Source organism: Schaedlerella arabinosiphila (assembly GCF_003885045.1).
Classification (GTDB): Bacteria; Bacillota; Clostridia; order Lachnospirales; family Lachnospiraceae; genus Schaedlerella; species Schaedlerella arabinosiphila.
The window spans coordinates 6218436-6243293 of record NZ_RHJS01000002.1; the positions used below are offsets into that span (position 1 = coordinate 6218436).

The 24858-nt window shown below is 49.5% G+C and carries 28 protein-coding genes and 1 pseudogene; 2 read left to right on the forward strand and 27 right to left on the reverse strand.

Annotated elements, in window-relative coordinates:
• Nucleotides 1–54: 54 nt before the first annotated feature.
• The 7 genes from EBB54_RS29180 to EBB54_RS29215 form a co-directional block, all read right to left on the reverse strand.
• On the reverse strand, nt 55–306 hold the full coding sequence (locus EBB54_RS29180) for a helix-turn-helix domain-containing protein (RefSeq protein WP_125130359.1): 252 nt from the start codon (nt 304–306) through the stop codon (nt 55–57).
• Nucleotides 290–730 carry an RNA polymerase sigma factor gene (locus EBB54_RS29185; protein ID WP_125130361.1) on the reverse strand — a complete coding sequence of 147 codons (441 nt, stop codon included), beginning with the start codon at nt 728–730 and terminating at the stop codon, nt 290–292. The genes EBB54_RS29180 and EBB54_RS29185 overlap by 17 nt, the downstream gene beginning before the upstream one ends.
• A gap of 475 nt (nt 731–1205) precedes the next feature.
• Entirely contained in the window at nt 1206–3425 is a 2220-nt protein-coding gene (locus EBB54_RS29195; protein WP_125130363.1) for an FtsX-like permease family protein, read from the reverse strand.
• On the reverse strand, nt 3415–4182 hold the full coding sequence (locus tag EBB54_RS29200) for an ABC transporter ATP-binding protein (RefSeq protein WP_125130365.1): 768 nt from the start codon (nt 4180–4182) through the stop codon (nt 3415–3417). Before EBB54_RS29200 ends, EBB54_RS29195 begins: the two co-directional genes overlap by 11 nt.
• A 97-nt stretch (nt 4183–4279) precedes the next feature.
• On the reverse strand, nt 4280–5293 hold the full coding sequence (locus tag EBB54_RS29205; protein ID WP_125130367.1) for a sensor histidine kinase: 1014 nt from the start codon (nt 5291–5293) through the stop codon (nt 4280–4282).
• Nucleotides 5290–5961, reverse strand: a complete 672-nt coding sequence (locus EBB54_RS29210; RefSeq protein WP_125130369.1) for a response regulator transcription factor — start codon at nt 5959–5961, stop codon at nt 5290–5292. Before EBB54_RS29210 ends, EBB54_RS29205 begins: the two co-directional genes overlap by 4 nt.
• Nucleotides 5948–6133, reverse strand: coding sequence for a helix-turn-helix domain-containing protein (locus tag EBB54_RS29215; RefSeq protein WP_334295296.1), 186 nt, complete (start codon nt 6131–6133; stop codon nt 5948–5950). Before EBB54_RS29215 ends, EBB54_RS29210 begins: the two co-directional genes overlap by 14 nt.
• Nucleotides 6134–6295: 162 nt before the next feature.
• On the opposite strand from EBB54_RS29215, the gene EBB54_RS29220 reads away from it, so the two are divergent.
• On the forward strand, nt 6296–6649 hold the full coding sequence (locus tag EBB54_RS29220; RefSeq protein ID WP_125130373.1) for a helix-turn-helix transcriptional regulator: 354 nt from the start codon (nt 6296–6298) through the stop codon (nt 6647–6649).
• A gap of 200 nt (nt 6650–6849) precedes the next feature.
• Here EBB54_RS29220 and EBB54_RS29225 read toward each other — a convergent pair whose 3' ends face one another.
• The 5 genes from EBB54_RS29225 to EBB54_RS29245 form a co-directional block, all read right to left on the reverse strand.
• Entirely contained in the window at nt 6850–8535 is a 1686-nt protein-coding gene (locus EBB54_RS29225; RefSeq protein WP_125130376.1) for a recombinase family protein, read from the reverse strand.
• A 116-nt stretch (nt 8536–8651) separates the two neighbouring features.
• Nucleotides 8652–8888 (reverse strand): DUF6870 family protein, encoded by a 237-nt coding sequence (locus tag EBB54_RS29230; protein ID WP_330554663.1) that lies wholly within the window; start codon nt 8886–8888, stop codon nt 8652–8654.
• 458 nt (nt 8889–9346) lie between these two features.
• Complete coding sequence (locus tag EBB54_RS29235; protein WP_120396417.1) at nt 9347–9769, reverse strand: sigma-70 family RNA polymerase sigma factor; 423 nt, start codon at nt 9767–9769, stop codon at nt 9347–9349.
• A gap of 496 nt (nt 9770–10265) precedes the next feature.
• Complete coding sequence (locus tag EBB54_RS29240; RefSeq protein WP_004055964.1) at nt 10266–11111, reverse strand: M23 family metallopeptidase; 846 nt, start codon at nt 11109–11111, stop codon at nt 10266–10268.
• A gap of 3 nt (nt 11112–11114) precedes the next feature.
• The gene (locus tag EBB54_RS29245; protein WP_004055962.1) at nt 11115–12170 is read right to left on the reverse strand and encodes a helix-turn-helix domain-containing protein; all 1056 of its coding nucleotides are present in this window, start codon (nt 12168–12170) and stop codon (nt 11115–11117) included.
• A gap of 185 nt (nt 12171–12355) precedes the next feature.
• Between EBB54_RS29245 and EBB54_RS29250 the strand changes: the two genes are divergently transcribed.
• Complete coding sequence (locus EBB54_RS29250) at nt 12356–12712, forward strand: helix-turn-helix transcriptional regulator (protein ID WP_125130380.1); 357 nt, start codon at nt 12356–12358, stop codon at nt 12710–12712.
• A gap of 186 nt (nt 12713–12898) precedes the next feature.
• Here the strand turns inward: EBB54_RS29250 and EBB54_RS29255 are convergent, their stop codons facing one another.
• The 15 genes and pseudogenes from EBB54_RS29255 to EBB54_RS29320 form a co-directional block, all read right to left on the reverse strand.
• Entirely contained in the window at nt 12899–14245 is a 1347-nt protein-coding gene (locus EBB54_RS29255; protein WP_125131114.1) for a relaxase/mobilization nuclease domain-containing protein, read from the reverse strand.
• A gap of 130 nt (nt 14246–14375) precedes the next feature.
• Entirely contained in the window at nt 14376–14747 is a 372-nt protein-coding gene (locus EBB54_RS29260) for a hypothetical protein (RefSeq protein ID WP_125130382.1), read from the reverse strand.
• A gap of 152 nt (nt 14748–14899) precedes the next feature.
• Entirely contained in the window at nt 14900–15250 is a 351-nt protein-coding gene (locus EBB54_RS29265; protein ID WP_125130383.1) for a plasmid mobilization protein, read from the reverse strand.
• Between the two features lie 2 nt (nt 15251–15252).
• Nucleotides 15253–15846: a defense against restriction DarA-related protein gene (locus EBB54_RS29270; protein ID WP_125130385.1), complete on the reverse strand. Its 594-nt coding sequence runs from the start codon at nt 15844–15846 to the stop codon at nt 15253–15255.
• A gap of 133 nt (nt 15847–15979) precedes the next feature.
• The gene (locus tag EBB54_RS29275; RefSeq protein ID WP_170178153.1) at nt 15980–16333 is read right to left on the reverse strand and encodes a cysteine-rich VLP domain-containing protein; all 354 of its coding nucleotides are present in this window, start codon (nt 16331–16333) and stop codon (nt 15980–15982) included.
• Between the two features lies 1 nt (nt 16334).
• The gene (locus EBB54_RS30650; RefSeq protein ID WP_170178111.1) at nt 16335–16508 is read right to left on the reverse strand and encodes a hypothetical protein; all 174 of its coding nucleotides are present in this window, start codon (nt 16506–16508) and stop codon (nt 16335–16337) included.
• Complete coding sequence (locus tag EBB54_RS29280; protein ID WP_125130390.1) at nt 16505–17179, reverse strand: CD1107 family mobile element protein; 675 nt, start codon at nt 17177–17179, stop codon at nt 16505–16507. Before EBB54_RS29280 ends, EBB54_RS30650 begins: the two co-directional genes overlap by 4 nt.
• Entirely contained in the window at nt 17176–17433 is a 258-nt protein-coding gene (locus tag EBB54_RS29285; protein ID WP_035296263.1) for a DUF4315 family protein, read from the reverse strand. Before EBB54_RS29285 ends, EBB54_RS29280 begins: the two co-directional genes overlap by 4 nt.
• A gap of 14 nt (nt 17434–17447) precedes the next feature.
• Complete coding sequence (locus EBB54_RS29290; protein ID WP_125130392.1) at nt 17448–19154, reverse strand: C40 family peptidase; 1707 nt, start codon at nt 19152–19154, stop codon at nt 17448–17450.
• Nucleotides 19135–21477: a VirB4-like conjugal transfer ATPase, CD1110 family gene (locus tag EBB54_RS29295; protein WP_125130394.1), complete on the reverse strand. Its 2343-nt coding sequence runs from the start codon at nt 21475–21477 to the stop codon at nt 19135–19137. Before EBB54_RS29295 ends, EBB54_RS29290 begins: the two co-directional genes overlap by 20 nt.
• Nucleotides 21446–21595, reverse strand: a complete 150-nt coding sequence (locus EBB54_RS29300) for a hypothetical protein (RefSeq protein ID WP_330554668.1) — start codon at nt 21593–21595, stop codon at nt 21446–21448. Before EBB54_RS29300 ends, EBB54_RS29295 begins: the two co-directional genes overlap by 32 nt.
• Nucleotides 21596–21647: 52 nt before the next feature.
• Nucleotides 21648–23273 (reverse strand): IS66 family transposase, encoded by a 1626-nt coding sequence (gene tnpC, locus EBB54_RS29305; protein ID WP_243127744.1) that lies wholly within the window; start codon nt 23271–23273, stop codon nt 21648–21650.
• A gap of 135 nt (nt 23274–23408) precedes the next feature.
• Nucleotides 23409–23786 (reverse strand): IS66 family insertion sequence element accessory protein TnpB, encoded by a 378-nt coding sequence (gene tnpB / locus EBB54_RS29310; RefSeq protein ID WP_125128754.1) that lies wholly within the window; start codon nt 23784–23786, stop codon nt 23409–23411.
• The gene (tnpA, locus tag EBB54_RS29315) at nt 23780–24118 is read right to left on the reverse strand and encodes an IS66 family insertion sequence element accessory protein TnpA (RefSeq protein ID WP_125126868.1); all 339 of its coding nucleotides are present in this window, start codon (nt 24116–24118) and stop codon (nt 23780–23782) included. The genes tnpB and tnpA overlap by 7 nt, the downstream gene beginning before the upstream one ends.
• Nucleotides 24119–24202: 84 nt before the next feature.
• Nucleotides 24203–24796, reverse strand: a pseudogene (locus tag EBB54_RS29320) (phage replisome organizer N-terminal domain-containing protein); the annotation flags it as partial.
• Nucleotides 24797–24858: the final 62 nt, after the last annotated feature.

Sequence of the window (24858 nt, forward strand, 5' to 3'; positions counted from 1 at the left end):
TTCTGCTGGGGGGACGGGCAGCGGAAAGGGGGACGCTGCCTGTCCTAAATCAGCTTAAACCTCGAATGAAAGGACAGCCCGCATAAGCCGTGACCGTAAACGGTCGCGTATGTCCTCGTCTATGCCCCAATAGGTATTGCCGCGCTCGTCGCGGAATTTTCGCATAGACAGGGACGCTATGTAGCTTTCGTAGTGCTTGACGACAATCGCCATAGCTTCCGGGTCGCCCTTTGTTGCGGCTATGATTACCGGGTAAGGCAGTAAGCCGCTTTCAGCGTTTTCATTGTTGCTACCCTTTGTAATCATAGGCGTGTTCCTCCAAATAGCGTTTTAACAGCTTCATAGAGCTTGTCCGGCGGGTCTGTACTGTTGTCCTCGGAATGTTGCAGTATGTCGCAATTTCCCGTTCGCTCATATCAAAGAAATAATACAGCAGTACGGTTTCCCGTTTTTCGTCCGACAGACTGTGCAGGGCTTCGGAAAGCAGCTTCGCGGTAATTTCCTTACCGCCGATAATGAAAGACTTTTCCGCTTCATCATCTGTAAAATACTCGTCGCAGACGTAAAGCCTGTTTTCTTCCTCTGGCGGCAGATCGGAAAAAGTAACTTCGCGTAATTGCCGCTGCTTTGTGTCCCTGTGGGCGTTCATAGCTTCATTCTTCAACGCCCGCTTGCAAAAGCCATTAAAAGCACAACGGATTTGCCATTGGGTACGATTAGGTTCGTTCATGTTCTCACCTCCTTTCGCAGCCGCGAAAGCGGGTGATTTTTTCTGATGTCCCCTTTCGTAAACCCTCAAACCATAAAAATTAAAATTGGACGTTGGTTTCGGGAAATTTCTTAAAAAAACTTTTGAGAAAATACAAAATGCGCCCGTCTGAAAAATACAGACGGGCGCAAAGGAATTGTAAGCAGTATTCAGTTGATTAGACAGTTCATATTCATGGGTAGAATTTTCCCCGGCGGTGGACGGGCTTTTTTTGATATGTCAATGAACGTCGGATTTTGTCGATACGGTATGTGCTTCACGGCGGCTACCTCCTTTAGCCGCCGCTTTTAACAGTGAAACCGCGTCATTTCTTGAGAAGATAAAAAAGAAACGGCGGCTTTGATCTCTCAAAAGCCGCCGTGTAAGAATAGGCGCGTGAAAATACCTCTGCTGTACGACGGCTTTTTTTCTTTTGCCGTCGTGCGGCAGAAAACTATTATTCAGTTACAGATTTCTGGAACAGAATCCATGTGCTGATAAAATAACATATTAGCAATATGACAAGAATACCAATCATAGCTCCTACTTGTGTTAGCAACGCTCCAACACCTATATAGGCGAATATTTGTACCGATATTGTTTCAAAGAAGTATGCAATAACAATGATTGACACAAATGCTGCAATAGTAATCGGCAAGCCAAACCATACAGCTAATTGCTTCAAAATTAAATGGTCTGCTTCTTGTTGATCTACACCAAGCTTATGAAGTACACCAAATCGGTATTTATAGTGGGCTGCGTCTAAAAGCTGCTGCAAAGAAAGAATAGTAAGGCAGATAACCATTAAAACAACTGCACTATATATCATTGTCGCTTGTAAAACAAAGTTCCCGGCGATTGAACTATTGATTTGTTGTGTACTCGTTCTTATATAGTATTGAACTCCATTTCCATTATCCGGCTTTTCGGGATATTTTTGAGCAAAAGTGTTTTCAAGATAAATTGCTTCATTATATGGTACTGCGGTTTCTGTTTTCACATATCGGTTTCGCATAACAGAAAGGAGATTGTTGCAAATGCTATCCGGGAAAACATATATAACATCCGTGTACGAATTATAAACAGTTTCACCAATCGCTTCTAAATGATAAGCATTTTCCGCAAGGCTTAAAGTACCCATATCTGTTGAAATAACAGTATGATTACTTAAAAATTCATTTCGATCTTCCTCGGTTGCTATTGTCTGCCATTGTGTTGTAAATTCTCCCTCATTTAAGAAAACCTGTTCATATCCAAGCATTTCCCGCAAAGCGTTATAGTCAGAGAGAGAGATTGCCACAATGGGAAAATCAAATTTAATCCGTTTATGAAAATCTTCTTGATTGGGTAAATATAAGTCAAAAGTGCAATCATACGTTACCGCAATATTTTTTTCGGCAAGAAAAGTAGTGACAAGTTCGTAATTGCCCTTTGGTAAGTCCTCTATCTCGTACACATCATTGTAGCGTGTGCTGATTTGAACATCATACAGAGAACGTATATCTAAATACCCCGAAGCCCACCCGGTTAATGCCGGAGCTGCCACAAACAAAAATACAGATAGCACTAATGTCAGGCAAATCAATGTCATTGTTTTAGAGGTGGTATTCAGCTTTGAAATAATCTGTCCAAAGAAAAACAAATTAGTTCCTCGATATTTACGTTTTGAGGATTTTTCTTTCCATTCAGAAAGCAAATTACTTACCAAATAAATAATACAGCAAATCCAAAAGGCTACATCAACAAGCAAGAACATCATATAGCTGTTCAGTGTACCCGCACCAATTACAAGCATATATGTGTTTTGAATGATAGGAACGCTTGCAGCAAACCCAGTATTTATAAGCGAAAATATAGCAGCAACAAGGATATATCGGTTGAAGCTCCATTTCTTATGCACAACATACCATACAACACTTAAAAGAAAAGATATTGCTGGAACAATGATATTTCCCCAAAACATAATGTGTACGGGGATAGGAAAACGAGAATCAGAATAAAAATACATTTTTGATATTCCCGTAGCTACCACAAGTATGAGAAAAATCGTATATAAAATTGAAATTACCCGCATATAGCGGCTTCTTTTGATATGTGGATCATTCTGCTTATCTGCATAGAGCATATCAATGATTTTTATTTTTCGTATTGTGTGGACGTTGAACAACCCCATAACCAAAAGACTTAATGAGAAAAAGCATATTGTTAAAATAACCGTATCGGGAAATAGTGTCCAAGATAATTTGTAGCCTTGCCCGTAGGTAGATAGCAACATACCTGTTATAAACTGCGAGCAGAACACACCTAAAGAAATACCAATAACGATTGATACCGCTCCCATTAAAAAGGTTTCTGCAAAGAATATCCACGCGACAGTCTTTTGTTCCATTCCCATGACAGATTGAATGGCGAACTCTTTTTGCTTCCTCCGTAGCATATAGTTGTTCACATAGCGTATAAGGAACAATAGCAACAGGGTCACTGCACAAATTGCCATTTTCAATCCGTCACTTACTAAAGTAAACTCATACTCTGTCCCAATGTCAGGATTATAATACTTGCTTGTAATGGACAGAAACGCATAGAACAGCATGACGCAAATTGTCATGGTGATAACATATACTAAATAATCCTTTGCTGAACGCTTTGCATTTTTGAAAACTAATTTAGCATACATCTGTTTGTCCACCTCCTATCATAGTGAGGACATTCAGAATTTTATCAAAAAAAGCTTTACGGGCATTATCGCCTTTTAGCAGTTCTGTAAAAATCCGTCCGTCTTTTAAGAACAATATTCTATTTGCATAACTCGCGGTAAATGCGTCATGTGTTACCATGAGGATAGTTGCACCAAGCTGTTCATTTATGCTTTGTATTGTAGATAACAGCATTTGCGATGAATGACTGTCTAATGCTCCGGTCGGTTCGTCTGCCAAAATTAGTTTTGGGTTATTTATAATTGCTCTTGCACAAGCGCAACGCTGTTTTTGACCGCCGGACACTTGATAAGGATATTTGTCTAAAATATCCGCTATGGATAATGTCCTTGCAATGCTTTCTACGCGGGTATCAATTTTTGCGGCGGGTACTTTATTGATCGTAAGAGCAAGTGCAATGTTTTCAGAAATAGTCAGTGTATCTAACAAATTGAAGTCTTGAAAAACGAAGCCTAAGTTGATACGGCGGAAGCGTGCAAGCTCTTTTTCTTTTATTTCTGTAACATCCGTCCCATCCAAGTAGATATGCCCTGCGCTTGCCGTATCAATAGTAGATATGCAATTAAGCAGCGTTGTCTTGCCGGAGCCAGAAGCTCCCATAATGCCGATAAACTCGCCTTTTGCAACTGAAAAGCTAATGTCGTCTATGGCTTTTGTAATATTCCCCTCATTGCCATAATATTTTTGGATATGTTCTAATCTCAAAATCTCATTCATAATGTCTACCTCCAAAGCCATTGTAAACGAAACCGGCTCTCGTTTGTATCAAGTTTTCTTACAGAGTTCTAACAAAAATGTAAGAAGTGCAGTAGCTTTAACTCTGCACTTGATGTATATAGTGGTTGATATTGAAAGACAAGATGACTGTTGTACCGTTTGTATTAGAAACAAGATCAAGCCCTATTCCCAATTTGTCGCATAGACGTTTGCAAAGATAAAGACCAATTCCTGTGGCATTTTGTCTAATTCTACCATTTTCACCAGTAAAACCCTTTTCAAAAACACGGGGCAAATCATTTGCAGAAATGCCAATACCATTATCCTCTACATACAAACAAATTTTGTCGTTCTGTTGCTTTGAATAAATGTCTATTTTGAACTGTTCTGTACGATATTTTACCGCGTTTATAATAAGCTGATTGAGGATAAACCTAACCCACTTTTCGTCAGAAAATATCATATAGTCAACCTTTGAAACATTTATAGTAACATTATTTTTCGTAAGCAAATACTTATTATCTGCAATGGCGTTATGCACAATTTCAAGTAAACGTATTTCATGTATTGAATAGTCCTTTTCGGTATGTTCACTTCGAGCATAGTAAAGCGTTTGTTCTGTATAGCGAGTAGTTTTTTCTAATTCTACCAACAATTCTCTTGTGAAAGGATATTGATTATTCTCACATAACAATTTCATAGCAGTAATCGGTGTTTTTATCTCATGTATCCATTGTTCAATATATTCTTTATAATCAGCACGTTCACGTTGGATAACTTCAATATGTTCTAACATGGATTTTTCGGCGGCTTTTAGCAAGAAATAAAATACTTGATCGTCCGCACGTTTAGGTATTTTCATCAGTTCCGGGATTAAATATTGTTCTCTTAGCTGTTCTTGAAATCGAAGTAGTTTAACCATTTCTTTTTTTCGTTTTTGATAGGCAAATATCATAATAGTAGCACAAATCAATATCCATGCAAAAAGGATTAAGAGTATGCTATCCAAGCTATTACCAACAGCTAATAGAAAAAAGGAAAGCGTCAGCATACATAACAGTTGAAATATTAAAAAGGGAAGTTTATTTTTCCAATACAGTTTCCCGTTCATAGTGTGTACCCCTGTCTGTGTTTTGTTTTGATAAAATCATTTAGTCCAATGGACGCCAATTTGTCACGAATACGGTTAATGTTCACGCTTAAAGCATTATCATCAACATATAGCTGATTATCCCATAAATAATCAATAATATCGTTTCTTGAACATATCTTTCCGGCATTGTTGAAAAGAAAGTAAAGAACTTTTAACTCATTCTTTGTAAGCTCTACTTTTGAACCATTATATTCGATTGAGCTGCTTTCTAAATGCAGAACAGCACCCTGCCATTCATAATCTGTATGCTGTTGAACTTCATATACACGCTTTAGCAAAGAAGCAATCTTCGCAAGTAGAATAGCTGTATTATACGGCTTTGTAATAAAAGCATCACCGCCCAACATGATACTGTTCAGCTCGTCCATGTCAGTGTCACAACTCGTTACAAAAATAATCGGAACATTTGAAAAGCCCCGTATTTCTGAACAAATTGAAAAGCCGCTAATATTAGGCAGCTTTATATCCAAAATAATTAAGTGCGGCTTATATACTTTAATATCCGCAATGGGATTGGCAAAATCAGATATGGCGCACACATCATATCCATTGCCAATCAATAGCTTTTTTAATTCTGCCTGTATCACAACATCATCTTCAATAATCATAATCTTATTTGCGTTCATGTTTTATCCTCCTGTCAACGGGTTTCAATGCGTCCTTTGGTATCAGCCACAAGCGGCTGAATTTTGCCACGCCCGGTATGCGGTTTTCCTCACATAGCTTTTGCACCCGTCTTTCTGAAATGCCCCATTTCTTCGCCGCTTCCGGGGCAGAAATATACTCTAACATCTTCATTCACCCTTTCTCTAATCTCTATCAGTATAATTATATGCGTCCAGCCGAATAACTTCAAGATACTTTTTGTTAAGTTTGGGAATTATTTTGGCTAACTGATAGAACAGTGTAGACATATCCAAAAAGAAAGATGAACAGTAAAATGTAATAGGGTGAATGAATATGGCAAAAAGACCAGTACCACGATACAACTTTAAGGCTTTTGGGGAAGCAATCAAGACAGCCCGGAAAGGGCGCAAGGAGAGCCGGAAAAAGGTATGCGATGAAATGTATATATCCCCGCGCTATCTTGCGAATATTGAGAACAAGGGGCAGCACCCCAGCTTACAGATATTCTTTGAGCTTATGCTGCGTTACAATATCTCGGTAGACCAATTCCTTTTGGAGCAGCCCGCCGGGAAGAATACCCAGCGGCGGCAGCTTGACGCTCTGCTGGACGATATGAGCGATACGGGAATACGGATAGTTACCGCAACGGCGCGGGAGATCGCAGAGGTTGAGGGTGAGGGAGAATAACCACTGTCCGGCTAAAATTGAATAGCGGCTAAAGAAGCGTTGTAATCTTTTTTGAGATTGCAGCGTTTTTCTTTTGTAAAAGTCCGTCATTTTCGGTTTTTTCGGTGTTGTAGGTAGTAGGAAGAACTTTCGTAGCAAGCATAAGATTGCGTTTTATTAGGAAAACACACTGTCAAAAGGGTTTCATGCTTTGGCGGGGGTCAGCCCGCCTCGGCGGTGTCAGTGGTGTTGATTTCAATATACTCGGCAATCCGGCGGAACTCGTCCGCAAACTTAAAGTGAACACTGATATTGCCGTTTTCGTAAACCTTGATATGGTCTACCAGCTCAATCAGAATTTCGCGGGTCAGCTTCTCGATGTTCTGATATTTCGCAAAAGCTACCAGCGCGGGATGCTGCTGGTCAACGCCGTTTGAGAGCTCTTTCCGTTCAGCCGTCAGCCGGGCCAGCAAATCCGAGAGCCCAGCGGCCTGCCGTTCATAATCGGCTTTCATTTCCCGGTATTCCTGCTGGGAGATTTCCCCGTCTTTCCAGTCTTGATACAGTGACTGCTTGTAGCGGGTGATTTTCGTCAATTCCTTTTCCTTTGCGGCTATCTGGTCATTAAGGCGGTGGGATTGACTTTTTTTCAGCGGGGCCGCATTGATACGGGCTACTATTTCCGAGTAGGAAACGGCGGTGCTCACTTGATACTGGATGGCGAACAGAACGGCGGCCTCCAGACGGTTGTGCTTGATAGAGTGCATGGTGCAGGCTGTCCGGGAGCGTTTCTTGTAAGTGGAGCAGGAATAATAAACATTCTTCCCACTCTGGCTCCGGGTCACGGCCTTGCCGCAGTCAGCGCACCTCAGAAAGCCGCTGAATAAATGGAGCTCCCGCTTTTTAGGGGCCGTCCGGGTGTCACGTTTCAGAAGTTCCTGCACCCGTTCAAAGGTTTCGTGGGTGATGATTGCCTCATGGGTATCGGGGACGCGCACCCATTCTTCCTCCGGCACAGCCTCAATCTGGTGTACCTTGTAGCTTTTCACCCGGCGGCGGCCTTGTACTAAATCCCCGGTGTAAATAGGATTTCTGAGAATATCCGTTATAATCTTGTTCCCCCACATGGGAGCGTCCGATATAGCCGGGGAGTAGGGCAGGCCCTTTAGCTTTCGGTAAGCTGTGGGGCTGGGTATGCCGTGGTCGTTCAGATACATCACGATTTGAAGTTTAGCCATACCTTGCAGGCACAGCTCGTAAATCTTCTTGACGATTTCAGCGGCCTCTGGGTCAACGATTAGCTGGTATTTGTCTTTGGGGTCTTTTATGTAGCCGTAGGGGGCGAAAGAGCCGATGTACTGGCCGTTGCGCCGCTTATAATCGAAAACCTGCCGGATTTTCTTTGAGGTCTGATAACAATACTGGTCATTCATCACGTTTGTTATCGGAACGATAATGCTGTTCACGCTATCCGGGTTTAGGTAGCTGTCCACGCCCTCGGCCAAGCTGATAAAGCGGACGCCCATCTGCACAAAAAGGTTATCAATCAGACTTCCGGCATCGCTGTAATTCCGGGCGAAACGGGAAAGGTCTTTCACCACAACGCAGTTGATTTTCCCGCTCATCACATCGCCTAAAAGCCGCTGGAAACTTTCGCGCTCCGTATCGGTTCCCGTGTGGCCGTCATCCACATACTCGGTGTAGCTTTCAAATTCTTCCGCATGGTTGAAGTGAAAATCGTTGAGTATGTCACGCTGGTTTTTCACGCTGTTGCTATCGTCAAGCCCCCGGTTGATTTTCTGTAAATCCTCTCGGGAAAGCCGGATGTAGCCGCCCATTTTCCAGAACCGGGCCGTATAGGTAGGGGTCAAAGTCTGCTGATACCCTCTGTTTTTTGTTCGTGCCATTGTTCCTCCTTCCCTATCACATTACACTTATATTATAACTCTGTTCCGGGGTATCGACAAGGATGCCGATGCCTCGGGACATTTTGTCTCGAAGTGGGAGCAGGCCGCAACAGCAGTTACAGCCCGCTCTTTTGCCGGATAAGAAAGGCGGTCAGCGTATCCTGGAGGGAGGGGCCGCCCTCGGCAAATTCGATTTTCACGCCCACGCCGCCCACGCTAAAGCAGTACGGATTGACGGCCCGTTTCACAAACCGGGCCAGCCGCTCCTCCCGGGGGAGGGTGCGGTCAAAGGCCATACCGCTCACGTCAGCCAGCGCATCCGCGCTCACCGCGCCGATGTTCACGCTTTTCATTTGTTCCAGTTCTTGTGCGGTCAGTTTCACGGCAAAACCTCCTTTTGCGTTTTGGGTTGGTGGGGAAACGCGAAAGGACAGCACTCCGAAAAGTGCTGCCCTTTGGCCTATCCCTACCTTGGGACAAATTGTCTCAAACTTGTTTGAAAGAGGAAACGCCGGGCCCGTATGTTTGGCCCGTCAAAAGACAGCAGGTAGCGGCCCGGCGTTCCCTTGTTTTGTGCGGCGGCTCCAAGCGGCAAGCGGCCAGCTTGTCCCTCGCGGATCGTGGCCGTGGGGCTGGCAAGCTCCCCACTCGCGGCGGTGGTGTTGGTCGCTCGTCCTCCCGTGGGAGAAGTCACAGCGCACCCGCCGCCCGGCTCCCCGCGTTCACCCGGGGCCGCCCGCTATTCAGTTGTGGAGAAGAAAAAACTTCCTCTCATATACCACCAGAAAAATGGAGCAAATGGAGACGGCAATCACGGATTTTTTCTCAAATATTTTTTCATCTGTGCGATGCCGCTGAGAACGGAGCGCCGCACCGCGCTCTTATCCACGCCCTCGGCCTGGGCAATCTCCCGGTAAGTCATACCGAGGATAAAGTGAGCGTCCACCCGGCGGCCCTGGGTTTCCGGCAGGCTGTTCAGCGCGTTCCAAAGACGGCAGAACCGCTCCTTGAGCTCCAGAACCTCGTCCGGGGTGAGCTCATGCAGGCAGGCGGAATACTCGATGCCGTCATCCGCATCCAAGGAATAGTACGCCTTGTTGTAGCGGGCCCGCTCGGTATAGGCCGCCTCATAGCGGACGCTGGCCCGGAGCGCCTCGGCCACATCGTCAGAAACTTCCATATATTCATCCTGGGTGTACCAGTAGTAAAAGTCGCGCAAGTTGATGATAGTCATTGTATGTACCTCCATATCGTTTTTGTGGTTGGGTTGCCGGGAAACGATATGGAGGGCGGCGGGGAGCGACACCCGGGGGAGCCGCCCCGCACCTTGGGACTGTTTGTCCCAAAGTGGAGCCGACAAAAAACGACAACGCCCGCGCAGCGTTGTGCTGTGCGGGCGCATGAAATGACGCAGTTCTTTATGTACTTACAAATTTCGTGTTGCTGGCCAGAGCAACCCGGTGGAGGGGCTAAACTTTTTTTAACAAATTAAGTTGAGTGCAGATAAAAAAGGACATAATGATACCTCCTGGATACCGCCGTGTCCTTAAAAATGGGCGACTTTAACACACCCTCCGTTTTCCATTTTTTCAAAAGAAAGCGGCGGCCTTGAAATTTACTATTTCAAAACCGCCGTAAGGCTACTGTATTTTGTTTTGGCGCATGGATATTCAGCCGCCGAAACAACGGTTTTTTTTATTTCCGTTGGGCGGCTAATCTTAAATGTAAGGTTAGATTAAATCATCATTTTTAACATAATGACCATTTGTAATAAATCCTTGCGGTGTTTTCTTTCCGTCAACAATAATATGAGCAAAGAGGACTGGTAATCCTGCTGATATTGCAAAGCTCTTTCCATATTGAATTTGAAAATGAATATGCGGTTCACTTGTATTTCCGCTATTTCCGCATTTTGCAATTACTTGCCCCCTACTGACACTATCTCCTTTTTTCACACAGATACTTTCTGGAAGGAGATGTGCTATCATGCTATATTCATGCTTGCTGTGACGAATAATGATATGGTTTCCTCGCACATCCGATGCGGTACAATCGACCTGTCCCTCTGCGATAATAGGGGTATTTGGAAAGTGACTGACCGCAGAAATGACAACACCATCTGCCGGAGCCAAAACATTTTCTGCAAAGCAGAAGTAATTTTCTAATTGTTCTCTTTCTCCCGAAAAAGTGGTTTCTTCGTTGTTCATAATAAAAAAATCATAAGCATACCGCTGGGACGGAAGAAACCAAGAATGTGAAGTTTCTTTATCAACCCCTCCGTTTGCAATATACCACTCACCATCAAACGGGAGTGAATACTGTACTTGCGGTTTATATGAGTTTTTATCCGGGAGCTTAAAGCCATGTCTAAAATGTGCAATAAGTATTCCAACAAGCATCCATAAATTTTGACCGAGAAACATTAAATTTTGAATGTTGTTACGCATGGGAGAAAATACATTTGCAAAGCCACACAATCCGAACAAGAAGAATAGAGTTAGGTACTGGTTATCAAAAAAAACGCCTAAAAACCCAACCCAAAACAACCATTGTAATTTTGAAATAAATTTAAGCATAAACTACCTCTCCAAATATTCTCTGTATCTCCGCAAGAGCGATTGAAATTCGGAATTTTCTTTCAAAAACGATGTTTCATCGTGTAATTCAGATTTTAACTGCTCAATCATTGATGATAAAAGCTGCCGTGGCAGATTTTCCATGTTATCATCGGATAAATTCAAATGCTTGTATAAAATATTCGATGAAATATCCGTCTTTCCCTCCATAGAAGCAAGGAGTAAAGATAGTATTTTTGTGCAGTACTCCGCATCTTTTTTATTTATTGCACATTCAAGTTTAGCTGTATATGCGGTACATTCTAAAATGCCAAATTGCTTTGCCAACTGTTCTTGGATGCAAGCCAATTCCTCGGCATCGTCTCCCCGGTTTTCAGACAAAGAAACCTGGGTTAAAGCTATTAGTATGGATTGCATTTCAACTGCGATTTCCAACATTCGATGCTCTAATAAAACACACGCAGGTTCATATTCCTTTTTTTGTTGATGTAGATATGCCATCATTAACTTTGTATCAGCGGGATAATCATTTAGTAATGTGGCAGCTTTTTCATATTCTTCTTTTTCACAATGCAGATAGAACAAAAAAGAAATTGCTTCTTTTTTTATTTCAATATTTTCGCTATTGCGTATCCTAAAATACAGTTTAGCAAGTTCTTCACGATATTTACTTTGATGCTCCACTGACTGCAATCCTAAAGAGGGTTGTAAAAAAACACCCAACGAATAAATTAAATTTTCACAAGTTGGAAATGCCCTAACTTGATCTAAAGCGAATTGAAAACCATCTTCAAACCCATCTTCCTGAATGATGGATTGAACTTTCATAACAACATTTTTGATCTCCACTTCAGACATTTCCTCATTAAAGGACATGAGCGTATTCAAATCTGTCTTTAACAATCTGGCCAAGCCGGGGAGAAGTGTAATGTCTGGATAAGTTGTTCCGTTCTCCCATTTACTAACTGCGGGTATTGAAACACCCAAATACTCCGCAATATTTTCTTGCGTTAACCCCAAGTGCTTTCGCTTTTCTTTAATTATCTGACTAATTTTCATATTGTCCTCCATCTATTTATAAGATTATCATACCTGCGTGATAATAGACAATCGAGCTATTGTTTAATTATAACTCAGAAAAGTTAACTTGCAAGCAACACGAAATAAAATACTACTTTACATCAAATTTCATTACATTCTCATAATCTAACACGAAATGTAGAATGATATAGGGTGATATGAGAATGAACCAAAATGAAAGAAGGTTTGACTTTCACGGCCTCGGGCTGGCGCTCAAAAGAGCCAGAGAAGAAAAGGGTTGGACACAAGCCTATGTTGCGGAATTAGTAGACCGTGACTCCCGTACCATTATGAATATTGAGAACAAGGGCCAATATCCCAGCTTTGACCTTTTTGTTAAACTCTTTACTATGTTTGACATTTCAGTTGACCAGTTTATTCATGCGGACGGAGGGGCGCAGACAAGTTCTTGCAGAAAACACATTGATGTGCTCCTAAATTCTATGAGTGAAAAAGAGCTTGTCGTGATAGAAGCCACAGCCGAGGGCATTAAGAAAGCCAGAGAAACGGAGGATGCGTAAGAAAGCGTGACCTTCGTTTTTTTGCGCCATGTAGCGGAAGCGCACGAAATGGCAAGCAATTCGGGTGTGGCCACACTCCGAAATTTTTACTGGGCCGCAGGCCCGCAAAAATGCTTGTTGGGGAGCCTCCCCAAACCCGGCTCTTTGGGACAAAATGTCCCAAAGAGGTTGGCTGCGTCACCGCCGCTATCGCGTCTGTTCCTTATTGTCCCGCCCGTCCGTCAGGCCGAGCAGATGGTCGATATTGGCCTTGACTGCCACGGCCTCCCGCATATCCCGCTGGGCCTGCCGATACTCGGCATAGAGGGCCTTTTTCTTATCCGCCAGCTCCCGCCGCTGTTTTTTCAGCGCGTCCATTTTGGGGAGCTTTTCACCGCCTAACAATTCATTCATAGCGGCCCGGGCCGCCCGGTAGGTGGCAAGCTCCGCCTCGTGCTCGGCCAGATACTTTTTCGAGTACCGGGCCGCCTTGTAGCCGTCAAACACGGGCCAGGCCTTGGCATAGTCCACCACGGCCCCCATCAGCCCGGAGACTTTAGAGAGGGCCGCCTCGGTGGTCTGGAGCTCCCCGGCCAGCGCGTGGGCCCGGTCAACCGCCGCCGTGGTCTTTGCCGCCAGCGCGTCATAGTCGGTGAGATTGTTCTCCTGCAGAAACTGGAGGGCGGCGGCCATCTGCTTTAGGTTGTAGACTTTCGCCCAGCGTTCATAAGCCGGGCCCTTGCCCTCGGCCATGCGCTGTTGAATGTCAATGATAAGCCCCACCTGCCGGATCGGGGGCGGCGCGTCCTTGGGGAGCTCCGGGAGGGGCCGCTCCCCGGCGATAACCGCCCGGATGTCCTCGGGGTCAAAGCCCGCGCCGAGGGTGGATGCCCGGAGCCGGGTGTACTTGTTCTGCCCTGGCGCGAGGAACGACACCACGCCGCCCCGCCCGCGCTTGACGGCAAAGCCGGACTCTTCCATCAGCCGGAGGAACGCGGCAAAGTCGGCGGGCTTTTTTTCAAGGGCCGCGATGATTGCCAGCCGCACCCGCTGTTGAGCGGAGGGCGGCTTGTCGCCTATCCACTGGCCATAGTGGAGGAAACGGCCCTTGCTGTGCTGTTTGGGATTTTGTATCACGGACAAATCATGCTCCAGACATACCCGGTCAGACAGCCGCCGCAGGGCAAAGCTGGAGCCGAGGAAATTATGGAATTTCCGGGAGCAGTCAAAGGCCGTGGAATTGAAATAGATGTGGTTGTGAATGTGGCCCTTGTCGGTATGGGTGCAGACGAAAAACTGGTACTTGCCTTTCGTCCAGCGCATCGCCGTTTCAAAGCCCGGCTTATTTGCCTCCTCCGCCGTCACCTCGCCGGGCGGGAACGCCTGCCGTATCTGGAAGAACAGAGCCCCGCGCTCCACGGGCCGGGCGGTGGCCGCCTGGTATTCGCTTTTCACCAGCAGAAACTCGGCGGCGGCTGTGGCCGGGTCGCAAAGGTGGGAGGACACGGCCCCCAGCTTTTGGGGGTTGAGCCCGTAGGCAAACCGCTCCTCCATCGTCTGGACGGCGCTCAGTCCCGCCGCCTGCTTGTAGGGCCGGATGTAGGTCGTGGCCGTGGTAGCACCTCCTCTCGCCATGAAAAAAGACAGCAGGCAAAGCGCCCACTGTCTTTCTATTCTGTTAAAATCATTCTCTCCATTCCACATAATACTCGATAGGGATATAGCCTTTATCATACCGCCCATGAAAAACGGCTACTTTTTTATAAGCCCGCTTTTGTTCAGATAATTCTATAATACGAAGATAGTTTGCTTTATCTTCCAAAGAATAATAACTATCGAGAGGTCTTTCGTTTTGGACTGTATCGCGCCATCTATTCCAATCCCGGAGTAGTGTATTCACGTCAGCCTCTTCTATTGGAGTTAGATAATATTCGTCACTCCACTCATCTCTAATTTCATCAAATATTCTTTCGTAGATACAAATAGAGCCTTTATAGCTTGCAAGCCCACATAGAGGGCCATCCCACCAATCAAAAATTGTTATCACTTTTTCCATCGGTACTATGCCTCCCAATTAACCAATCTGGATATTGGCTAAAGTAAAGTATAGCATATTCTCATGTAACCGTCTATCCTAATCCCTTTGGGACAAAATGTCCCGAAGTACGAAAAAAGCCGGGGAGCGGCACAGCACCGCTCCCCAGCAGGTCACAGCTCCACCAGCGCGGAAAGCTGTTTCAGCAAATCAGACAGAGGCCCCCACAAAGCGGAGTAGTCCCGTTGCAGGGCCGATATTTCCTCGGGGTAAATCCCCCCGTAGGTGTTGGCATGGATAGCCACTTGATTAAGGTTATTTGAGCACCGCCGCTGGAGAGACACCAGTTCCCGGACGGGGGCAAGGTCAATCTGGAGCACATAGCCGCAAAGGGCCATCCTCCGCATATACGCGCCCATGTTGCGGATGCCCGCCTGGGCCATGCGTTCCCGGATAAGCGCCTGTTCTTCCTGGGACACCATCACATGAAGATGGACGGGGCGGCGGCGCTTTTTTCCGGCCATGCCTACCTGTCGCCCCGGTCGGGCGTGTTCCGTTTGGGCGCGGCGGGGGCCTGCCGTTCCCCGGCCAGCCTTGCCGCCTCTTTCATCTGCTCGGCAATCGGACGGGGCCTGCCCTCCCGCAGTAGGCCGGACACCTCCGGGGCGGGCCGGAGCTCATAGTCCGCCGCCTGCTTTTCCGTCAAAGGTTTTGTGTAGGTCAGATGCCCCCACGCAAGGAACGCGCCGCCCTCCACGAGTACGCGCTTGTCGTAGTTTTCGATCTCGTCCGGCTCGTTGCCCGCAGGCTTGGGAAACGTGCCGATGTCAACGGGCCGCTGGGTGGAATAATACTTGTAAAGGCCGGGGGCCTCAATGTGCGCCACCTTGACGGAGAACTGCTGCTGGTAGTTTTCCACCCGCTCCAGCAAGTCCTGCTCCAGCGCGGCCCGGTCACTGCCATAATGCCCCCACTCATACTGCCTTGCGCCGTGTTCGTCATCATAGCAGGCCCACGTCACAAAGGGGGACGGGGCCCGGGGATGCTCCCCCAGCGCAAAGCCCCGGCCATTCTCCAGCATGACGGCCTTTAAGATTGTATAACCTTGATTTTTGTCCATAGGAACCTCCTCTCGAAATGTTAGCATCATCCGGGGAAATCGGGGCAGGACGTGTAAAAGTACGCCCCGCCCCAAAAGCGGCCCCGGAAAGCCTTGAAAACAGCGGGCTTTTATACCCCCAAATGCTCACGCCTCACCCCCGGTATTTCCGCATATATCCCCGCTGTTTTTTCTGCCTTGCGGCCTTGGAGCAGGCCACGGAGCAGTAGCGCCGCCGCCCGTCCGGGAGAAAGGGCCGCCCGCAGACAGGACAGGGCCGGGTTTCCGGGGCGGGCCCCTCGGTATTGAGGGCGGCCTCCAGCACCGGATTCAGCGGCAGGACAGCCTCCCGGAAGTATCTGCAATAGGCCCCCGTCCAGCACTTCCCCAGCATATAGCACTCACAGTCCAAAGGCAAGCATCCCATTTCCCGGTCATAGTTGGCGCACCATTTCACTACAAGGGAGCGGATAGCCGCCTTTTCCTCACGGGTCAGCTCGCGCAAAATATCACCTCCCGCCCGTTTTTTTCAAAAGGCTCTGAAAGCAGGAGCCGCAGGGGATGCCGCGCCAGTAGGGACAGCCACAGCACCGGGAGCCCTCCCGGGGCTTTTCCGGGCGGGGAGCCCGGGGCCGGGGGCGGCGTTTCATTTCCCGTTCCAAAGGGTTGTTTGTGAAATTCATTCGCCGCCCTCCGTTTCTTCCTCATCCCACGGGGGGAGGTCGTCATATTCACCGCCGCCATAGTCCTCGCCGTATTCCTCCGCCTCGTCAAAGTCCTCGCCGGGCGCGGCGGCCTGCTGTTTGGGGCGGTATATCTTGAAGTACCACCCGGCCCCGCCGCCGATAGCCAGCACCGCCAGCACCAGCAGGAGAGTCCCCGCCCCGCCAGATTTTTCCGGCTCGGGCTCGGGTTCCTCCGGCTCGGTGGCAGGTTCGGGCTCCGGCTCCGGGAGCGGTTCGGGTACGGGCTCCGGGGAGGGCTCCGCAAGGGCCATCAAATCGGCCACAGTGACAGCGTTCAAGAAGTACACGTTTTCCGTCTCCCGCTGGCGGTCAATCACCAGATAGAACACGGACTCGTCCGCCGCCATGATGGTGAAAAATTCCTTGCCGTCCCCGTCCGTGGCGTTATCCACCATCGTCCCCTGGCCGTCCGGGGTGAACGGGTTGGGCTCGGGTTCCGGCTCCGGGGTGGCCGGGGGCTCCACGGGGGCAAGCCCCTCCCATTCCGGGCCGCCCGTACCGTCCTCCCATTCCTCGCCGCCCCCGGCATAGGCCGTTGTGGTGATGCCGCACAGCAAAAAAGCGGCGCACAGAGCCGCCGCCAACACACGATATTTTTTCAGTTTCATTCCGCGTCCTCCTTTTCCGGCCCGGCAGACTTCGGGACATTTTGTCCCAAAGTGTCCCCGGCCTTAATGCGCTGGAGCACCAGCGGGAGCTCCTCAAGGGAAATGCTCATGCCCCGCACGATGTCCACGATTTCCTCGTTCTCGGCCTCCTTGTGTTTCTGTTCCAGCTCTTTCAGCCGGGCCTGCTGGTCGCTGATTTTGCCTTTGACCTTTTCGATCTCGGCCATGATTTTTGCGCTCTTGCTGATTGCCATTGAAAACCTCCTTTTCACGGTAAGCGCCCGTAGGCGTAGAAGTGGGCCTGCCAGTAGCTGCTGTTTAAGTTGGCGTAGCTGATGGGGTCGCCACAGTGTATCATCATCCCGTCCCCCACATAGATGCCACAGTGGGAGACGCCCGGCGTGTCATAGGTTCCCTTGAAGAAAACAAGGTCGCCGGGGCGGGGGGAGCTGGTTCTGGTGCAGATGTTGTAAAGCCCCTGTGCCCCCAGCCGCCCCACGTTCCAGCCGGAATGATTGACTACCCACGAAACAAAGCCGGAGCAGTCAAAGGACGTGGCCGGGGAGCTCCCGCCCCATACATAGGGATAACCGAGGTATTTCTCGGCCTCGGAGAGCATCGCCGCGAATGTTTCATCGTCCAGATATTCCCCCGGCACTTCGTAGCCTTCCGGCGGGCTGGTGTATTTCCCCACATAGGACGAGCCGGGAAAGAGGTCGGGGCGGTTCCCCAGCGTAGCCATGTAGAGGGAATACCGGGAAACCTTGTCCTCCCCCATGATGTACACCGGGAGATGGGAAAGGTTGAAGTTATCCAGCGTCACAGTGCAGATATAATAATCGTAATACACCCGGTAGCTGTCGGTGTGGGTGTTGCCCTCCTCGTCCGTCCATGTATCCGTTTCGATGTAGTACCGCCGCTCCTTTACCACGTTCTCGGTCAGCGTGTACTGGCGGTCAAAGAGCATCTGCAAGGTAGGCTGGACATCCGCCAGCGTCCACTCCCCCTCATGCCATGCGCTCAGAATGGAAACCAGCACATAGGGGTCATGTTCGATAGCGTCTAAATCGTAATGGTACTCGTCATAGTCGTGGGTGCTTTCGTAGGTATCCAGATAATGCTGGAGCTCCGCCTCCAGTGAACAGTAGGCGGCCTCGGCCCCCAGCATATCCCCGTCCTCGGCGGGGTAGGTGGTGGCCCCCACAGCTCCTGCGGCGGCGTTCCCCAAAGAGACGAGGGAGGACGCGCAGGACTGGAGGGAAAAGAGAAGCACCGCGCAGGCCAGCGCAAGCAGCACCCCCACGGGATGCCGTTTCACAAAGCCCACAGCCTGCTCCGCCAGCTTTTCCGTGGCGGCGGCAGTTTTCCCAGCGGCCTTGGCCCCCTGCTTTGCGGTCTGTTTCGCCGCCTGCCGCGCTTGTTTGGCGTACTGCTTTTTCAGCTTTTGCTTGTGCCAGTAGCGGGTGACGGCGTTCTTTGCAAGCTCCGGGTTCTCCTGGGCGGCCATGCGGAACTGGTAGTCCGCCCGGGCCTTGATGTACTGCGTCTCGGCCTTGTGGACGGCCCGGGCCGGGTGCTCCCGGATGCGCTTTTTTACGGTATGCACCGCCGCCCGGCCCACGGCCTCGCCCACAAGCTCCGAGCGGTGGGCCCCCTCGGTTCCCACGTTCTCATGTTCCACCTCGTAAACCTTGCCATGCACAAAGCCGTGTGCGCTCCACCCGGCGGCCCCCAGCACCCGGCGCACCGGGCCCCTGGGTTTCGGGGGCTTTTTGCCCTCCAGCTTTTTCCGGGCCCGGTTCAGCTTATCCTCCCGCGTCTCCATGCGGAGCTTGGATTTACTGATTTTTTCCTGTTCGCTTTCCATGCGGAACTTGGATTTTTTGTTTTTCAAGCCTTTCGGGGACTTTGGGACATTTTGTCCCGAAGTGCCTTTGTCCCCGGCGGGCCCGGCGTTATTCGTTCCTCTGGTCATTGGCTATGTCCTCCGGGCGGGTGGTGAGCAGGTTGTAAATCTCACCCTTGGGGAAACGGTCAACAAAGGGGATGGTCACATTCCCATAGAACAGCAGCCCCTCGCCGGAATTGCTGTGGGTGATATAGGAAAGCTGGTGCTCGGAAATGCCGAGCTGTTTTGCGATAATCGCCCGGTCGCTCTGGGCCTGGGAGAGCAGGACGAGAAAGTCGGTGTTATCCAGTATGTTCTCGATTTCCCGGCTGGCCAAAAGGTCTTTCACGTTCTGCGTGAGGGCCGAGGGCACACAGCCCTTTTTGCGGAGCATCTTCCACACCGCCACAAAGTAGCTGGCGGTCAGCGGGTCGCGCAGGAGGATGTGGAACTCGTCAAAGTAGCACCATGTCGCCGCCCCGTTCTGGTAGTTGGTATGCACCGCCGAGGTGACAAACTCGTTGGTGACGTGCATCGCAATCTTGCGGAGGTTCTCCCCCAGCCCTTTTAACACGATGCACACCACCCGGGAGCTCAAGTCCACGTTGGTCGGGTGGTTGAACAGATTGAGGGAGCCCGTACAGTAGAGCTCAAGAGCCGTTGCCACGCGCTTTGCCTCCGGCTCCGGCTGTTTCAAGAGCTCCTCATACAAGTCTTGGAGCAAAGGCATTTTTGCGCCCTCCAGCCCCAGCGCAAGCTCCCGGTACACCAGCCGCACACAGCGGTCGATGACGGTTTTCTCTATGGGTTGCAGGCCGTCCTTGCCGCCCACCACCAGCTCACACAGCGAAAGAAGAAAATCCGCTTTCATGGAAAGGGGGCTGTCCTCGTCATTAAGCCCCATCTGAATATCCATCGGGTTGATATGGTGGGGGCTGTCCGGGGCAATCTCGATGACCTGCCCGCCCAGCCGCCGCACCAGCGGGGAATATTCCCCCATCGGGTCAACGATAACGATGCGGTCTTGGGTCGCCAAAAATACGTTTATCAATTCCCGCTTGGCGGCAAAGCTCTTGCCGGAGCCCGTGGAACCGAGGTACATCCCATTTGCGGATTTCAGCTTTTTCCGGTCAGCCATGATGACATTGTGGGAAAGCGCGTTCATGCCGTAGTAGAGGGCCTGCCCGCCCATGCGGAGCTCCCTCGTCATAAAGGGAATGAAAATCGCGGTGGAGCTGGTGGTCATGCCCCGCTGTATCTGCACCTCGTTATAGCCGAGGGCCAGCGAGGACATAAAGCCCTGCTCCTGCTGCCAGTCCAGCCGCTTTAAGGCGCAGTTGTATTTCTGCGCGATGCCAGAGACGGTGAACACGTCATTTTCCAGCCGCTGGCGGGTGGGGGCGAGGTTGATGACGGTGAACGTCAAAAGGAACATCCGCTCATTCCTTGACTGCAAATCCCCCAAGAGCTCCGCCGCGTCCTTGGAAAAGGTGATAAGGTCGGGGGGAAGTATGTCCATGTCGTACCCGGCGCGGACGGCTTTTTTCTGCTCCTCCACTTTCATCTTGTCAATGTCCGAGATTTTCCCCTTGATGGTCTTTATCGCCTTTAACTGGTCAACGGTCTGGATGTGCATGGTGACGGTGAGCTCCGCATCCAGCTCCAGAACCTCCCGCAAAAGGCGGTCGGAGAGCTCGGACGCCAAAATCTGGAGATAGGACGCCGCGCCCCAAAAGCCGCCCACCTTAAAGAACCGGGAGCCCCTAAAGTCAAAGCCGCCGCTGGGGGTGATGAAGTCCTTTGTGCCCATTCCCGTTTTGGAAATATCGCCCCATGAAAAGCGGAACGGCTCCCGCCGTCCGGGGTGCATCTGCCCGTGTAAGAGGGCCAGCCGCTCCCGCCCGTCCAGCGGGGACGAGGGAACGCCCAGCCGGTGGAGGTTGCCCATCACGTCCGCCTCCACCCGGTCAAGCCGGGGCCGGGCGGCGGCGATGCCCTCGGCGGGCACGCCAAAGGTGATATATTTGGAGCGTTCAATCCCGTTGTTGGAGCGGGCAATCTGCCGTTTGAGCATCCCCACGAACTCGCCCCGGATGCTGTCAAAATCGTCCGCCTGGGCGGGGATGTTCACATGGTAGCGGCTGGTGGAGTGGGAGCGGCGGTTGATAAAGGAGAGCTGGACGGGGAGCGCGCTGTCGAAGTAGTTGAGGAATGAGCTCCACCCGCTGAATATCGCGGACTGATCCTCGGTGGATGCCACGGAGTAGTTGATGTCCTCATATTCCACGGTCTTTGTGTAGAGCCCGCCGGGGAGCTGGCACACCCCGTCCGGGTGCATCGCCACATAGGGGATGGACTGCTGGGCGGACAACGCCGCCTTATTCTTTCTTTTGTTTTTTCGGTTTTCCATTCACTGCCTCCTTTCCCGCCTGCCCGGTAAAGGGCGCGTAGATGTTCCCGGTCTTGTAGGGCCTCACCCCGGGCCGCAGGTACTTGGCCCGGATGATGTTCTTCAGTAAGCGATGCAAAAGAAACCGTATTGTAAAAAATGATCTGCTATGGTAATACTTCCATAACAGATCATTTCATCTTTTTCTGAATTCTACAGTATTCCGGGAGTTCCCTGGACCATGGCAGATATGGATCCAAAATACTTGGATCATTTTGATACTGGTAATCAATTTCCGGCATCTTTTCCAACAGATAAGACAGATATCGGAATACATCCAATTGATTCAATTTCGATGATTCTACCAGTGAATAGACAATCCCACTGGCTCTCGCCCCTTCCGGTGTGTCCGCAAACAGCCAGGATTTACGGCCGGTTGCAAAGGGACGTATACAGGCTTCGCACTCATTATTCGAAATCGGAAGCCTTCCATCCTCCATGAAGGTATTCAGATATTTTTTCTGGTTCCGGCTGTATTGCAGCGCCTTTTTCAAAGATTCGTTGGCAGTATATTTTTCGCTCGTTTCTTCTACCCATGACCAAAAAGCCTCAAGTACCGGCTGGCTCAGTTCTTTGCGTTTCTCCAGCCGCTCCTGCGGTTCTAGGCCCTGAATCTTTTTTTCGATTTTAAAAAGCTGGTCGCACCATTCTCGCGCCTCCGCTCCTTTGCTCCCCTTTAGCTCCTTTCCCGCAGAGTCCAGCGGGATGCTCTCTATATAGTAGCGACGCAGATGCGACCAGCACAGAGCCCGGCTGACTCCTTCTACTTTTTCGTAGCTGTCGCAGGCATCTGTTACCAGATATCCAGCAAATCCGGTATACAGCCGTTTTGCTTCTGCTCCGGAACGGGTCCTTGCATAGTGGAAGAGCACTGCGCGGATCTTTTCAAAGCTTCCGGTCCGCACCACCCACATGAAGGATTCGCTGCTGGCCTTCTTTCCCGGTTCCTTGTTGCATTGGATCCGGGTTTCGTCACCCATCAATACGGAGCAGGTCTCCATGATGACCTGGTGCATCCTCAGGAAGATCGGCTCCAGCCATTCCTGACTGCATCGGATCACCCAATGCGACATGGTGGAACGGTAGATACTAAGCCCAATGCGGTACCAGTCCCGCTCCTGCCTTGCCAGGGGGATTCCCATATCATATTTCTGGTATAGGATCCCTGCAACCAGGGATGGACTTGCGATCGAATGTGGGAGCAAACCTTTGGGGACTCTGGCCGCTACGAATGTGGGGGACAGCTTCTCACTGTCTTGGCTGCCGCATTTTGTACATTTTTTTATCTCCTGCACATACTGTTTTACTTTCAGCTTCGCTGGTTCATATACCACTTCGGTCCGTACTACTTTTTCTCCTACTTTTGTCAGTTGTGCACCGCATACAGGGCAGGTTTCTTCTTCACTTACTACGCAGCGTTCGATCTCTGTTTCAAGAGAAGAGAGCATTTCTGAGCGCACACCTGCCTGACGTACTTTCCGTGTATGCTCCGGTACTGTGATCTCTTTCTGTTGTTTTGCCAGTTCCTGCAGGAGCTGCTCCTGCTCCGGAAACAGGTTCAGCTGTCCTGTAACCTGGGTGGCCTCACTGGATGGGCCATACATCTTTTTACGCGCATGCAAAACTGCCTGGGTCAGGTTCTCGATCTGGATACGTTGTCTTTCGATCTGTGCATCCCGTTCTCCCAGCATCTTTTTCAGAGATTCCACCTGTTCCCGCAGTCTGGTTACTTCTTCCTGTTGTGCTGCTGTCTGCATGGCTCTTCCTCCCTCCCCGCATTTCCTTCATTTTAACATCTTTTTATGAAAAAATCAGCATTCCAGGCTTTTTTTTGACCTGAAAAATGCTGATTTTTTAAGGATAATCCGTGGGTTATCCGTCATTTTTTCTGCTCAGAAGCAGGTATCCTCCGGCTGTATCTTTACCGGCTTATGCGCATATTTCTGTTCAATAGACAGCCCCTCCAGGAGCCAGCGTACCTGCTGCGCAGTGATGTCTTTGATATCGTCAGGTGTCCTGGGCCATTGGAAACGCATGTCCGGCAGGAGCTTCTTTGTTGCCAGGAGGAATCCGTTTCCACCTTCAAAACGGAGTGCTTTCAGACAATCTCGTTTTTTATTGCAGAACAAAAATACACAGACCGGGGAATAGGGATCCAAATGGTATTTCAAAGTAACGAGGGCTGCGAGCCCCTCAATCTGTTTTCGAAAATCCGTCGCACCACAGGCGAGGAAGATATGTTCCGCCCCCTGGGTGATCATGCTCAGCATAGGGACTGCAGGAGCCGCAGTACTCCTGAAACCTGTCCCATATCTGCGTTTTTGTGGATGCCCACATGAAATTCGTGGTATCGGACCTCTAGGGAAAGGGATTCCGGTATCGTTGGCAATTCCTGGTGGAAGAGCGGGAGCTCTATGAAAGGCTGTTCTGCAACAGGAAAGGATTCTGGTTCGGTGTCCATCCTCCGGATCTTTTTCTCCCAGTATTTATAGGTATCATATTTGAAGTTGTTCTTCTCACACCACTTACGAACGGAGAGACCACTTTGGAGCCGCTGGCTAAAGATCATCCTCCATTCCTCATGGCTGTAATGTACATTCACTGACTGATTCCTCCTTCTGCTCTTTTAGAAGCAGTATAGCAGGGAAAGAGAGATTATGCACTACGGTAGGTTTTGAATCGCTTACGGAAGTTCCTCTTGCAGCTCCGCAAGCTCTTTTTCTGACAGAATGACGTTTTTGTATCTGCCAAAAGGGGCGGGGGCGGTCTGTCCTTTCTTTAGCTCTCCCTCTCTCTTTATCTCTAACTCTATATCTATCTCTTTCTCTATCTCTATCTCTGGCGGACAAATATCCGCCCCGTCTGGTGGACGTTTGTCCGCCACGGCTTCCGGCAATGCCTTTTGCTCCTGCAAAGCCAGCCTTGCACGGCGTTTCCTCTCCCCCTCGGTAGAGGACTGACCGATTAGGAGTTCTATGTTGCTCATGTACAAAGCCCCGTTCTGCAAGGGTTCTACAAGCCCCAGTTTCATAAAAATCTGCAAAGCCTTTTCTACTGTGCCGACTTGCTGGCGGGTGATGGTGGCTATCATCTGTGCGGTGTAGGGGATATTCTCGGCAAGCTGGAGCTTTCCCCCGTTTTTCAGCGATTTTAGGTACATCTTCAAGAGAATGTTTGAGTAGAGCATCCCGTCCTGCATACTTTCCAGCAGCACGATAGCGTCCTCGTCAAAATAGCTCTCTTTCAGCTTTAGGTAATAATATTTGCGGTTGTCTGCCATTCGTTCCTCCTTTGGTCTGTTTTGGGCTTCTGTTACGCTTTAGAACGCCGTTTTCGGGGGTA

What these genes read in the sequence shown, in the direction of transcription:
- EBB54_RS29250 (WP_125130380.1), top strand. Translation starts at nt 12,356, where the DNA reads ATGAACCAAAATGAAAGAAGGTTTGACTTTCACGGCCTCGGGCTGGCG.
- EBB54_RS29195 (WP_125130363.1), bottom strand. Translation starts at nt 3,425, where the DNA reads ATGTATGCTAAATTAGTTTTCAAAAATGCAAAGCGTTCAGCAAAGGAT.
- EBB54_RS29235 (WP_120396417.1), bottom strand. Translation starts at nt 9,769, where the DNA reads ATGACTATCATCAACTTGCGCGACTTTTACTACTGGTACACCCAGGAT.
- EBB54_RS29295 (WP_125130394.1), bottom strand. Translation starts at nt 21,477, where the DNA reads ATGGAAAACCGAAAAAACAAAAGAAAGAATAAGGCGGCGTTGTCCGCC.
- EBB54_RS29270 (WP_125130385.1), bottom strand. Translation starts at nt 15,846, where the DNA reads ATGGACAAAAATCAAGGTTATACAATCTTAAAGGCCGTCATGCTGGAG.
- EBB54_RS29215 (WP_334295296.1), bottom strand. Translation starts at nt 6,133, where the DNA reads ATGAAGATGTTAGAGTATATTTCTGCCCCGGAAGCGGCGAAGAAATGG.
- EBB54_RS29290 (WP_125130392.1), bottom strand. Translation starts at nt 19,154, where the DNA reads ATGACCAGAGGAACGAATAACGCCGGGCCCGCCGGGGACAAAGGCACT.
- EBB54_RS29265 (WP_125130383.1), bottom strand. Translation starts at nt 15,250, where the DNA reads ATGGCCGGAAAAAAGCGCCGCCGCCCCGTCCATCTTCATGTGATGGTG.
- EBB54_RS29240 (WP_004055964.1), bottom strand. Translation starts at nt 11,111, where the DNA reads ATGCTTAAATTTATTTCAAAATTACAATGGTTGTTTTGGGTTGGGTTT.
- tnpC (WP_243127744.1), bottom strand. Translation starts at nt 23,273, where the DNA reads ATGCAGACAGCAGCACAACAGGAAGAAGTAACCAGACTGCGGGAACAG.
- EBB54_RS29255 (WP_125131114.1), bottom strand. Translation starts at nt 14,245, where the DNA reads ATGGAGGAGCGGTTTGCCTACGGGCTCAACCCCCAAAAGCTGGGGGCC.
- EBB54_RS29280 (WP_125130390.1), bottom strand. Translation starts at nt 17,179, where the DNA reads ATGAAACTGAAAAAATATCGTGTGTTGGCGGCGGCTCTGTGCGCCGCT.
- EBB54_RS29225 (WP_125130376.1), bottom strand. Translation starts at nt 8,535, where the DNA reads ATGGCACGAACAAAAAACAGAGGGTATCAGCAGACTTTGACCCCTACC.
- EBB54_RS29185 (WP_125130361.1), bottom strand. Translation starts at nt 730, where the DNA reads ATGAACGAACCTAATCGTACCCAATGGCAAATCCGTTGTGCTTTTAAT.
- EBB54_RS30650 (WP_170178111.1), bottom strand. Translation starts at nt 16,508, where the DNA reads ATGAATTTCACAAACAACCCTTTGGAACGGGAAATGAAACGCCGCCCC.
- EBB54_RS29220 (WP_125130373.1), top strand. Translation starts at nt 6,296, where the DNA reads ATGGCAAAAAGACCAGTACCACGATACAACTTTAAGGCTTTTGGGGAA.
- tnpB (WP_125128754.1), bottom strand. Translation starts at nt 23,786, where the DNA reads ATGCTGAGCATGATCACCCAGGGGGCGGAACATATCTTCCTCGCCTGT.
- EBB54_RS29200 (WP_125130365.1), bottom strand. Translation starts at nt 4,182, where the DNA reads ATGAATGAGATTTTGAGATTAGAACATATCCAAAAATATTATGGCAAT.
- EBB54_RS29230 (WP_330554663.1), bottom strand. Translation starts at nt 8,888, where the DNA reads ATGAAAAGCGTGAACATCGGCGCGGTGAGCGCGGATGCGCTGGCTGAC.
- EBB54_RS29210 (WP_125130369.1), bottom strand. Translation starts at nt 5,961, where the DNA reads ATGAACGCAAATAAGATTATGATTATTGAAGATGATGTTGTGATACAG.
- EBB54_RS29245 (WP_004055962.1), bottom strand. Translation starts at nt 12,170, where the DNA reads ATGAAAATTAGTCAGATAATTAAAGAAAAGCGAAAGCACTTGGGGTTA.
- EBB54_RS29285 (WP_035296263.1), bottom strand. Translation starts at nt 17,433, where the DNA reads ATGGCAATCAGCAAGAGCGCAAAAATCATGGCCGAGATCGAAAAGGTC.
- EBB54_RS29260 (WP_125130382.1), bottom strand. Translation starts at nt 14,747, where the DNA reads ATGGAAAAAGTGATAACAATTTTTGATTGGTGGGATGGCCCTCTATGT.
- EBB54_RS29205 (WP_125130367.1), bottom strand. Translation starts at nt 5,293, where the DNA reads ATGAACGGGAAACTGTATTGGAAAAATAAACTTCCCTTTTTAATATTT.
- EBB54_RS29180 (WP_125130359.1), bottom strand. Translation starts at nt 306, where the DNA reads ATGATTACAAAGGGTAGCAACAATGAAAACGCTGAAAGCGGCTTACTG.